Origin of the sequence: Paraglaciecola hydrolytica (genome assembly GCF_001565895.1) — a bacterium.
GTDB lineage: Bacteria > Pseudomonadota > Gammaproteobacteria > Enterobacterales > Alteromonadaceae > Paraglaciecola > Paraglaciecola hydrolytica.
In genome coordinates this window covers 94,753-106,268 of sequence record NZ_LSNE01000020.1, presented here as the reverse complement: position 1 = coordinate 106,268, position 11,516 = coordinate 94,753, and the positions used below count along the sequence as shown (strand labels likewise).

The following is an 11,516-nucleotide window of genomic DNA, read 5'->3' as shown; positions in this document are numbered from 1 at the left end:
ATAACCGCATTTCCAGCACTAGAATGGTTTGTGCCCAGTTAAACTCCACTCCAGTTAAGATTTTGTGTCTTTAGGATATTTAAGCACCTGATTCATCCAGCTAACAATTTGCTCCTCATAGTTCGGAAGGAATCGAGTCCATTCCGTTAAGCGATGAGGAGCGTCAGGCAGTGTGAGCAGTTCGCAATGGACGCCATTGTCTTTTAGTCTAGCCTGCATGGCAAGTGATTGCTGGTAAGGCACCGACTGATCGGCATCGCCGTGAACAAGTAAAAATGGCGCTAGACCAGGTCGAACGTAGTTGATTGGCGAAAGTGCTTTTAATATCCCGAGAGATTCTGCAGTTAACTCCTTCGGACGATTTAGCAAACCGCGCTGAGCCCTACCAAGAATATTGCCTCTTTTAGGTAATTCCTGAACAAAATCGGTAAGGGGAGCCAAACCGACAACAGCCTGCACGCTAATACTTTCGTCCACAACCATCGCCGCATATGTCGCTAATTGACCACCGGCGGAATAACCAATGAGCGCTATTCGTGAGGAATCACCTTTATAATGGGCTGCATTTTTCTTTACCCAACGGATAGCTGTTTGCACATCATCCTGGCTTGCGGGCCAACGATGTAAAGGAGCAAGGCGGTAGTTAAGTGAAAACCAAACATATTTAGCTGTGGTAAGCATGTTAAGTATTGGTGCATCATCAGGATTAGCTTTATCGCCTCCCGTCCAACCACCACCATGAACGTATATGGCAATTGGAAATTTTCCTTGCCCTTCAGGAACGTTAACATCAAGAAGCAGTTTTTCACCGCTAGCGCTGCCATATTCAACATTACTATGAAAGCCTGAAGAGAGCGTTTTCGAATATACTGGGACAGATATGATGACTGCACTAAACAGATAGACTATTCGCACAATCCTCATGCTTTTTAAGCTCTTTATCATATATTCCCCCCGGCTAAAAATGACAGAGTTGGTTACGTTTAGCATATTAAAAGTATCTTCCGCAGCTATCAGCTAATTAGAACTTATAAGCACTAAAATGGCATCTTCCCATTTTGCGGGCGGTGCCATAACACGGGATTCGCCTTGGGTGAAATCCGTTAGGGTCTCTATAGAACCGTTGCTGGGCGAAAACCAATAAGCTTTCGCCGGTGTGTCCAATATATTGTTTACTTGAGTATGTGAATTATTGGCAAAGTACACTAATGCCATGTCGCCAGACGCGGTGGTGACGGCCGTTTTTAAGCTTTCGTTTTCACCTGTAGCACTAATAACATTACCGTTCGGCACCCATTCAAACCAACTATGCTCTTGTAAAAAGTTTTTTGCTACGACGGAAAATTGCTTAGCCGCTGGAAAATCCAAGGCTTGTTGCCAAGTGTAACCACAGTTGTAATCACCATCATCACCGCGCATCGCCCAGATGGGTCCAGCCCCGTAGGTATGACCTGCCCCACCGGCAAAATACGTTTGATAAATTTGACGACGCACTCTAACAGGGGTCACCCAACCACATTCATGACGATAGGTTCCGTATTCATAAGAGCCTTCTAAAAACAAAGAAGGTTTAATAGGATCAGAGCGTTGATAATCATCTAACATGGTGCGGTAGACATGATTAACTTCTTTCCAGACTTCAACGCCATTAACATCTAACCACGCATCATTATGAAACCATTGCGATGACCCATAGGGTGCATCACCATTTGGGTGATAGGTCATAAAAAGTTCATCCCACGCAGGGTTGGCTTTGTTCCATGCAACTTTTTTACCTGTCACACCACGTGCTAATCCTTCGGCCATAGCTCGATAAATGGCGCGATGATCGTAGGCAGAAAAGTTTTGATTTTTATCGTAAGCAGAAAATTGCGCTTTAGTATCGCCACCCAAAACCCAAATGATATTTGGTTCGTTTTTATAACGTTTACCTAGAAATTCACCAAAGGATTTAGCTTCTTGTTCAGTAAATTCGTTAGAACCAGTGATTAACTCACTTCCCCACGTCGGTAACATGGCTAAGTACATATTGCGTTTTTTTACCGCATTAACCACATAATCAGCATTGTCCCAATAATCATTGGGAGACTCAGGGCTCCCCCCTTTGACTACCAAAGGCTCGCCAGTATTTGGATCATGCTCACTACCAGAGAATGGGCTATGACCATAAAAATTAGGCGCATTGTTAGGGCTACGTGGTATTCCACCACCATGGGGTGACCAATGGGCAACTGCTTGGATTACATTGAATCCCAATTTTTGCCGATGATCTAAATATTGATCGACTTCTTCTCGGCTTAGCTGCTGAAACATCGCCCAACCCGTGTCACCAATCCACAAAAAAGGCGTGCCATCCTGATGTTGAATGTAGTGGCCATTTTTAGCAACTTCGAGTTTGCCATGCTCTTGCCACGGAGATGCTGCAATTGAACTCAGCGGGTAGACAATCAACATACAAAGTAAAGTTAATATGCGTTTTTTCATTGTGGATCCTCATCAAAAATCAAGAGAGCGATTGCCCGCTTTTTGAAAATAAATTTATTATTGAGCTCAATAAAATCAATTTTGCCAATACGAATAAATTACTAAACAGGAGTTTAAATCATAAAAACAACAAAAGTAACTACATAGTTATATTTATGTGAAATATTTTGTTTTCTATATTTGTCCAGTGGCGTAAAAATCTTCGGTTATAGCTAATCGTTGGACACCGTTATTTGTGCCCTACTGTGACTCGCCAGTAATAAGGTTATTTCTAACGTTTGGACTCTTTATGTATGGAGGTTAATTTTCATTGAGATGCTTTACCGATATCATTTCATGGGCAGATAAGACTCGATTATTAGCTCGTAATTGTTTGAGCTCTCCGTGCAGATAATGCACTTTATTCATTCTGGCTCCAATGGAGGTTAATGCGGTTTCTGGCATAGGTGAAAATTGCATATTCGTCGAAAGTTCCTTTTGCCCATTCACATACGAGTTAAACTCGCCGTTATGGTAAGTCATGGCGATATTTACCCATTGATTTATCGGGTGGGTTAGGTTTGAATCTATCAACGTAAAACGAGAGTCACCATCCATTAGAAATGCATCCAGATACCATTGGTTTTGCTTAGTGAAACGCATTTCGAGGGTAATCCGATGTTGAGAATTATTCGGATCTTCTATATGGATTATTCTTGGTTCTCGCCCGTTTGGTGTTGGCGCGTAAGGTTTAACCAGTAACTCCAAGGTAAAACTTTGCATGCCTGCAACTAGGTTACCGGCAATTTGAATACGATCCTGATTTCCGTCAAAAAGAAGACTCAATTTATCTTGTGAACCGACAACTTTTGGCTGCCCTTCAATATGTAAACCATGCCCACCAATGTTGCTTAAATTATCCAACATCCACGTCTGGCTTTCATCGGCGATAATGCTAAAAGAGCAGAATAAACAGATGACCCAACAACAGGTTTTAATGCTTTGGTACATTTTTTTGCTCCAGATAGTTAAGTAAAGTCACCATGTTTTTCAGGTATTCTTTGAGTGTAATTACAATGACCGATTCCTCACTAGGATAAGGTGACGTATCATATTTATCACCGACAAAAGTGGTACGGTAGTCACCGGATACCACTTCTAAATTAGCCGGACCAATATAAGGGTTGGTAGTAAAATCTAATTTTGATGGCCAAAAACCTTGGCTATTAAGCGAGGAGACAATGGCGTCGATACTTTGTTTGCTGCCGGTAAATTCGTTTAATACAAAAAAACGTGGTAGAGCAGGTAAATTATCGAGTAATAACCTAGGTTGAGTTGTTGGCGGAATAATTGGCTTGTCCAACGTAGCAAGATATTGTTGACGTAACTCATCAACATTAACACGGCCAATTGAAGGGTAATGAGCTACTTGAAAAGCAGGGTCGTAATCAATGAAATATTCACCATTGTTAACATTCGATCCCCGGCGGTGCAGAAACAAGGTTTTGCCTGTACCTATCTCAACCATACGGGGATGGGTTCTGCCATCACGGATAAGTTCTGCTGGTAATCGCAGTGCATCAAGCCAGTCAATTGTCGCTGCGATGCCCGCCAGATATTTGTTATCACCGGTAAGATGATAAAATTGCATGAGAGACTTTAGGTTATTGACCGTAGCTCCCACTGAAATCGATAAGGGCTCATAACTTCTCGCCGACGCTGGTTTTAGGTCGTGGGAATACTGCAAAGCCCAGCCAGGCTGAGGAGCCGGCAGCTTCAATTTAACAAAGGCGTCCATCCCTTGATGAATCGCTGATGTTAGTCGTTTTTTTAACGACGGATCGTCTAACGACTGTAAACAGTACTGCAGAAACTGCATATTATTGATGGCAACATCATCATTAAAAGTAATATCACGGGAATAGTCAGGCTGACCTTTAACTGAATGCTCTGGCATCGGCGGATAACGCTGCGGCCAGCCGCCAATCTCATATTGACTATCAAGTACAAAATCTATCGCTTTATATAATGGGGTTTTGTATTGCTGATCGTTTTTTTCTAGGTATAAACGCAGTAAAAATACTGATGCGTCGTAGGTACCAGCATCATCAAAAGTCGCATTTCCATAATAATGATGAAACTCTTCCAGCCGCCAACCGTTGCTACCAATGGTTTGGTACCACTGTTTTAATGATTCTTCGCCAGCCAAATCAAACATATAGTTCCAGCCACCACTAGGGTGCTGACCTTTAATCAAAGCAGATGCAACCTGTTGAGCTGCTTGATAATAAAATTCATCTTGGGTGACATGATAGGCATCCAAATAAAGGTGCCCCATGGTTGCCGTACCTGGTGGTTGCACCCAAACCATAGTGGGTTTGGCTTCCATCTCTCCCCAACGCCTTGAAAAATCGGGTAAGTAAGACCAAACATAACCACCTTGGTAACTGACCGTCTCGGTCATAAAACTCGTGGCACGTCTCATCGTATCAATGACTGATTGTTCTTTTACTGGCTGGGCAGCGATTGCTTTTTGAGTCAGTAAGAAAATGACTGACATAATAACCTTGCGACGTCGACAGTTAATTTTTAGCAAGATTTAACCTCTTGAAAACGTGGTTTTAGTTATACAGAGAAAAAATAGAGAATAAAAACCCGGCTACTAGACCGGGTTTCAAGTTTTAACTAATACATCTAGGCAGACTTACAGCCTGTAGCTAGCACCAAATTGATAAGTTGTACCTTGAGTATTACCAACATCAATTAATCGACCCTGCATCCACTGGACTTCCCACTCATCAGTGATGTTAATTGCCTCAAAGCTTAACTTAAGGTTTTCATTAACCTGATAACTAACAGAAATATCAATGTTAGTTGTTGGGTCAATGGTGCGCCATTTTTCTTGGTCGGATGAACCTAAGTCACTATAGTATTCACCGCGGTATGCCGCCGAAATACGTGCACTTATTACGTCATCTTCCCAATAAAGCGTAAGGTTAGCCGATTTGTCTGCTTGGCCAGTTAATGGTCCTTTGCGATTACCACCATAAGTAATTTCAGAGTCAACCAAAGTTACGTTTGCCAAGATACCAAACTTTTGCATCCACTCTGGACCTGGCAAAAAGGTTAATGGTTGTTGATATTGAATTTCAAAACCATCCAAATCACCACCGGCACCATCTTCTAAACGTCTTACTTCAAAATCGGCATTCTTCAAGTCTTCTACTTGTGCGCCTAGTAAAGAGTCATCAAGACCGAGGTCTTGCCAATTTCTTACAGTGGTAATGGTTTCAGGGAAAGATTCGATATCTTTTTTGAAGTAGGCAACTGATAACATCGCACTTTCAGCAAAATACCACTCTACTGATAAGTCAGTCGTATCCGCTTTAAAAGGTGCTAAGAAAGGGTTACCAGACGTCACTTTTGGCTCGCCAAAGGTGGTGATACTACCCGCTGGAGTGATACTTCCTAGTGTAGGACGTGACATTACTTTGGCCCAACTGGCTCTCAAGACTAAGTCATTTGTCGCTTCTAGCGCTAAATTGATTGAGGGTAAGGTGTTTGAATAGTCATGTTTAACCGTTACTTTTTCGCCAGCGATAATACCTGTGGTATCTAAGTCAGTATTCACACGGCGTACACCGGCATCACCACGTAAAATCATATCGCCCATTTCAGCATTAAATTTAGCCTGCAAGTAATAAGAAGCGCTATTTTCTTGCGCATCTCGAATACTGCCGTCAACATTATAAAACTCAAAACAGCCTGCATCCCTAACTTTGACATAGGCTGCATGGTCAGGAAGGAAGAAGGTATCGGTTCCTTTAAATGTTTCTACTGAACCATCTGCGGCAGTCACAACAGGAGAAACACCACATGCATTATCAATGTTGTATGGGTTGTTACGTTGTTGTCTGGTCGTATCCATGCTGTACAATTCGTCAGCGTAACCTACAGCTAAGGTCAACTCTTCCGTTAATATGTAGTCAAAATCTACTTTAGCCGTTCTGGTTTCTGATTCAGAATCGGTAACATCATTACGCAGTTCTGATACCTCCCAGTTCGCTGGGTTTTTCACATCAAAACTGTAACTTGTTGAAGGGTTTAACATATCGCTAAAATCCCAACCTACGGTAGAACTATTATCGGCATAGGTCACATTTTTACGATTGTCATTATCGCTAAAGTGTTCGTATATCAGGCTCTCGTAATTATTGTGGCCAGTTGATTTAGAACGACCAACCAACACCTTCATGCTAAAATCATCAGTAATGTCTTGTTCTAAATGTAAGGTTACTTGATTAAAATCGCCGTCGTCTGCAGTTTGCACATACTCAGAACGAACATCCACATCCCCCATAGCACCAATAATCACAGAATCAGCTGCATCAACTACATCTAAACTAACCCAATCAGATTGTTGAAGGCCGGTATCACCAGTACGTGCCAAACTGATGGGCGTTAGCGCAGGGCCATAAGTATCACCGGTATTTTTTGAATACAATATATCTAGTGTCAGTTGTGTGCTGTCAGTGGGTAACCATTGGAAGCTAGAGGTTAATCCTGTGCGCTCTAAATTAGCATCACCAAATACGTAACGAGGAAAGCGCGGATGCCAATAACCAGCTGGTGGTTGATTAGCTGGATCACTGTTTTCACAGGCTGTACAGAAATTTAAAACATCATCTTCCCAACGCCCCGTGTTTGGCGCTGAGCCATACACGCTTCTTTCTGAGTAAGCAGCGGAAAAAACAGCACCGAATGTGTCATCGTCGTTCGTCCAGCTGACTACGCCTGAAACTCGAGGTGTGGTATCACCTGATTCACTGCTGTAAGCTCCTTGTGCATTAAAGGCAACCACATCTTCTTTATAATCAAAGGGACGGGCCGTAAACAAAGACACTGTTGCACCTAATGAGCCTTCATCCATCGCTGCATTGGTTGTTTTGCGAACTTCTAAACGATTAAAAAGTTCTGAGGCAAAAGTATTAAATTGGAAAGTACGTGAGCTTGTACCACCAACGATAGACTGGGTTTGCATGCCGTTTAAATGTGTACGCGTGAAATCAGAGTTTAAACCGCGGACAGTAATAGTACTGCCTTCACCGTTGCTGCGGCTAATTGCAACACCTGGAATACGTTGTAAAGAATCCGCTAAGTTTTGATCGGGAAAGTCAGCAATATCTTCGGCCATGATGATATCAACGGAGCCAGAAGATTGACGTTTAGTATTTAATGCTAATGATAAGCTATCAGCAAAACCTCGGGCGACGACTTGTATAACCTCTACGTCCGCATCAGCTACTTTAGTTTTAGCCTCTTGTGCATGCAGACTCATACTACTTAACCCGACTAGTAAACTGCTAATCGCAATGCATAGTGATGTTTTTTTAAACTGCTTGTGTTTGCTCATTAGTGATGTCCTCTCATTGTGTTATTGAGTGTGTTTCTATTTATAGCGCTTATTAAGCTCTTTGTGCCATTAACGTGATTTTCAGGGATTTTCAGCGATCTTAAGCATAAAATCTTACTAAAAAGGTTATAATTACGCATGACAACACTTGCCACCGGTGGCAATAACATATCCCCAATGAGCTCAATCTGTCAACGACATTTTTAATAAATAATTAACATGTGGTTAACGCCGGCAACCATATTGGCTAAAGTTTGCACTCTAAAAAATGGCTATAGAGCCCTTGAATGATTGGGTTTTACTGGCTTCTATTAATTTTGATCACCGTAAAAAAACATTCTGTTGCTACAAAAATATTATTAATTACGTTAAAAAAGCATTGCTAAAATATTATTAAAAAGGTACTAATTATGAAAAGGAGCCATATATTGATTGATTGATAAGTTTTATTCATTCGTCAAAAATTGAGTTTTTATATGCTACTAAATGTGATTTTTAGATTTTTTCTTGACTGCAGCATGAGTTTTCTCGTGTTTTATTTGCAGTTACGAAAGTGTTTGATGTACATGCGAGCTAACATAACTAATGAGACTAAACACGATGTTTGTTAACAAAAATGAGTATCAAGGCCTTAAAGCCGTAGCGATTTTTTTACTTTGTGGCGTCGTAGTTTGTCTTAACGCCTGTGATAGTAGTTCGCTAAAGCAGAACACTGCGCTTGGCACTGATAAGGCAGCACAACAACTCACGTTAGAAACTGAACTACTGGCCTTCCCTACCGCCGAAGGATATGGCAAACACACAGTAGGTGGTCGTGGAGGTGAGGTTTATTATGTTACTAATCTAAATGATGCGGGCGAAGGTAGTTTACGCAAAGCCATTGAAAGTGCGGGGGCGAGGACAGTGGTGTTTGCTGTGTCGGGCACCATAGAGTTAAAAAGCGATTTGGTCATTCGCAACCCCAATATTACTATCGCAGGTCAAACAGCACCTGGTGACGGCATCACACTAAGAGCTTACCCTTTATTGATTGAAGCCGACCAAGTCATTATTCGCTATATCCGCGTTAGGTTGGGCGGCGAATCCGGCGATGATGCCGATGCCATAACCAGTCGTTATACCAAAAACCTCATTCTCGATCATGTTTCTGCCAGTTGGAGCGTAGATGAAACTCTGTCTATATACCACGGTGAAAATATTACAGTGCAGTGGTCAGTGATAGCTGAAAGCTTGTATATGTCTAATCATGTAAAAGGTAATCATGGTTTTGGTGGTATTTGGGGCTCGAACTACAGCTCTTATCATCACAATTTAATTGCCCATCATTCAAGTCGCAACCCTCGATTTGCCTCCGGAGCTGGCAATACCGATTTCCGTAACAACGTCATTTATAACTGGGGCTACAAAGGTACCTATGGGGGTGAGGTTCAACAAAACAATGCCCCCAAATTTAACTTCACCAATATCAATATGGTAGCCAATTATTACAAGCCAGGCCCAGCTACCGAACCTGGTGCTGTGCAATACCAAATTGCTAACCCATGGTCACGTAACAAAGCTGATGATTATGGTAGTTGGTACATCACAGACAATCTAATTGAAGGTAATGCCGAGGTATCAGCCAATAATTGGCATGGTGGCGTACAACCTCAAGATGGTGATGCTTATATTGCTGGTTTAAAACTTGAACAACCTTGGCCTGCCATGGCCATAAATCAACACAGTGCGCAGCAAGCCTATGAGCTAGTGCTGCAAAATGCCGGCAGTAACTTGCCCAAACGTGATGCTGTTGACCAACGTATTATCGATGAAGTCCGTAATGGCTCTGCAACTTTTGAAGGACCTACTTATAAAAAGGAGCACAAGGTTGCTGATACCTCAATAACGGTAGGTATCATTGACTCTCCCAATGACGTAGGTGGCTGGCCAACTTTGCAAAGCACAACAGCACCTGTGGATAGCGATTTAGATGGTATGCCTGATACCTGGGAAAGTCGTTATGGCTTAGATCCCCATGACGCCACAGATCGCAATAGTGTGGCTGCCGATGGTTACACCATGTTAGAAAAATATCTAAATGGTATTGGGCAACACCAATGATCACAAACACAGCCATGATGCTGAACAAATTGAAAAAACGAGTCTTACAAAAAAGCAGAGCGCAATTAGTACTAAGCTGCAGCTTAATTGGCATGGTTTTGCTCACAGAAAATGCGTTTGCACAGACAGTTGAGCAAACCGAGAAAACTCGAGTAATAGTAACCAGTGACGGCGAAATTGACGATCAGTGTTCTTTAGTACGCTTTCTTTACTATACCAATGAATGGAATGTTGAAGGTATAGTCACTTCAAGCTCTCAATATCATTGGCACGGCCATAGGTGGCCCGGTGATGACTGGATTGATCCCTTTCTTGAGGCTTACGCCAAAGTGCAGCCTAATTTGGCTTTACATGATAGCCGTTATCCTACTGCAGAGTTTCTTAAACAGCGCACCTTTTTAGGCAATGTGGAAACCGAAGGAGAAATGGACAAGGTTACCGCCGGTTCAAGTCATATCGTCAAGGTTTTATTAGATGAAAGCGATGAACGCCCCATCTGGATCCAAGCTTGGGGCGGCACTAATACACTGGCACGCGCCCTAAAAACCATTGAAGAAACTCACCCTGAAAAAATGGCCTATGTGGCCAATAAGCTGCGTTTGTTCTTGATTTGGGAACAAGACCTGACCTATCAGAGTTATATTCGACCTAAGTGGGGCAAGTTTAATATCCCCACCATCATTTCCGATCAATTTGAAGCTATCGCCTATCGCTGGAAAAACGTACAGCCCGAATCCATGCAAACCTATTTCAATGGCGATTGGATGAATGAAAACATATTGAAAAATCATGGCCCCTTAAACGCATTGTATGCTGCCCATGATAATGGTGATTTTCGTTCCGAGGGTGATTCCCCCGCATTTTTACATACTATTAATACTGGTTTACGTAGTTTGGAGTCACCCGACTGGGGAGGTTGGGGTGGCCGTTACATCAAAGTGCGAGAAAACACTTGGCTTGATCCTGTTCCACAAACTAATTACCAATATCCCCCTGGGCGTTGGTATGGCAGTAATGGTTGGGGCCGCTCGAGTTTACGTGAAGGGACAGATACCACGGCAGAACAACGTAGCGAATACTTCAAACCACTGTGGCGCTGGACAGATGTAATGCAAAACGATTTTGCCGCACGCTCAGACTGGAGTGTTAAGCCGTTTGCGGAAGCTAATCATCCACCTATAGTTAAGTTAGCCCATGTGAACAACTTAAAAGCTAAAGCCGGTGAAATCGTCAAACTCAATGCTAAGGGAAGTCATGATCCTGATGGTGATAAATTACATTATAACTGGTGGCAGTACGCTGAGGCCGATAGTTATGAAGGCTCAGTTAACATTCAGAATGCCAATGCCCAACAAGCTTATTTGACTGTGCCCAAAGACGCGCAAAAAAATCAAACCATTCACATCGTTGTTGAGGTAACTGATAGCGGTACTCCCCAACTCACTCGTTATCAGCGAGTCGTGATTGAAATTAATTAATCTCGTGTTTGTAAATTATTTGCAACTCAAATAAAGCTTTGCACGTTAGCTTGCATGAATTA

General features: G+C 42.4%; 7 protein-coding genes. 2 read left to right on the top strand and 5 right to left on the bottom strand.

The features are described 5' to 3' along the window. Nucleotides 1-54: 54 nt before the first annotated feature. From AX660_RS22015 to AX660_RS21995, 5 genes are all read right to left on the bottom strand, one after another. Entirely contained in the window at nt 55-945 is an 891-nt protein-coding gene (locus AX660_RS22015) for an alpha/beta hydrolase (RefSeq protein ID WP_157884372.1), read from the bottom strand. A 72-nt stretch (nt 946-1,017) separates the two neighbouring features. Continuing rightward, complete coding sequence (locus tag AX660_RS22010) at nt 1,018-2,484, bottom strand: apiosidase-like domain-containing protein (RefSeq protein WP_068382205.1); 1,467 nt, start codon at nt 2,482-2,484, stop codon at nt 1,018-1,020. A gap of 300 nt (nt 2,485-2,784) precedes the next feature. After that, the gene (locus tag AX660_RS22005; RefSeq protein WP_068382203.1) at nt 2,785-3,474 is read right to left on the bottom strand and encodes a LamG domain-containing protein; all 690 of its coding nucleotides are present in this window, start codon (nt 3,472-3,474) and stop codon (nt 2,785-2,787) included. After that, nucleotides 3,458-5,023: a pectate lyase gene (locus tag AX660_RS22000; RefSeq protein WP_068382200.1), complete on the bottom strand. Its 1,566-nt coding sequence runs from the start codon at nt 5,021-5,023 to the stop codon at nt 3,458-3,460. The genes AX660_RS22005 and AX660_RS22000 overlap by 17 nt, the downstream gene beginning before the upstream one ends. 144 nt (nt 5,024-5,167) lie before the next feature. Next, the gene (locus tag AX660_RS21995) at nt 5,168-7,801 is read right to left on the bottom strand and encodes a TonB-dependent receptor (protein ID WP_157884371.1); all 2,634 of its coding nucleotides are present in this window, start codon (nt 7,799-7,801) and stop codon (nt 5,168-5,170) included. 675 nt (nt 7,802-8,476) lie between these two features. Between AX660_RS21995 and AX660_RS21990 the strand changes: the two genes are divergently transcribed. Together AX660_RS21990 and AX660_RS21985 are read left to right on the top strand one after the other, a co-directional pair. Further along, entirely contained in the window at nt 8,477-9,976 is a 1,500-nt protein-coding gene (locus AX660_RS21990) for a pectate lyase family protein (protein WP_201027491.1), read from the top strand. Further along, complete coding sequence (locus AX660_RS21985; RefSeq protein ID WP_106404126.1) at nt 9,973-11,454, top strand: DUF1593 domain-containing protein; 1,482 nt, start codon at nt 9,973-9,975, stop codon at nt 11,452-11,454. The genes AX660_RS21990 and AX660_RS21985 overlap by 4 nt, the downstream gene beginning before the upstream one ends. Nucleotides 11,455-11,516: the final 62 nt, after the last annotated feature.

Bases quoted from the DNA above. Each gene is read 5' to 3' on its own strand.
- AX660_RS22015 (WP_157884372.1), bottom strand. From the start codon at position 945: ATGATAAAGAGCTTAAAAAGCATGAGGATTGTGCGAATAGTCTATCTG.
- AX660_RS22010 (WP_068382205.1), bottom strand. From the start codon at position 2,484: ATGAAAAAACGCATATTAACTTTACTTTGTATGTTGATTGTCTACCCG.
- AX660_RS22005 (WP_068382203.1), bottom strand. From the start codon at position 3,474: ATGTACCAAAGCATTAAAACCTGTTGTTGGGTCATCTGTTTATTCTGC.
- AX660_RS22000 (WP_068382200.1), bottom strand. From the start codon at position 5,023: ATGTCAGTCATTTTCTTACTGACTCAAAAAGCAATCGCTGCCCAGCCA.
- AX660_RS21995 (WP_157884371.1), bottom strand. From the start codon at position 7,801: ATGAGTCTGCATGCACAAGAGGCTAAAACTAAAGTAGCTGATGCGGAC.
- AX660_RS21990 (WP_201027491.1), top strand. From the start codon at position 8,477: ATGTTTGTTAACAAAAATGAGTATCAAGGCCTTAAAGCCGTAGCGATT.
- AX660_RS21985 (WP_106404126.1), top strand. From the start codon at position 9,973: ATGATCACAAACACAGCCATGATGCTGAACAAATTGAAAAAACGAGTC.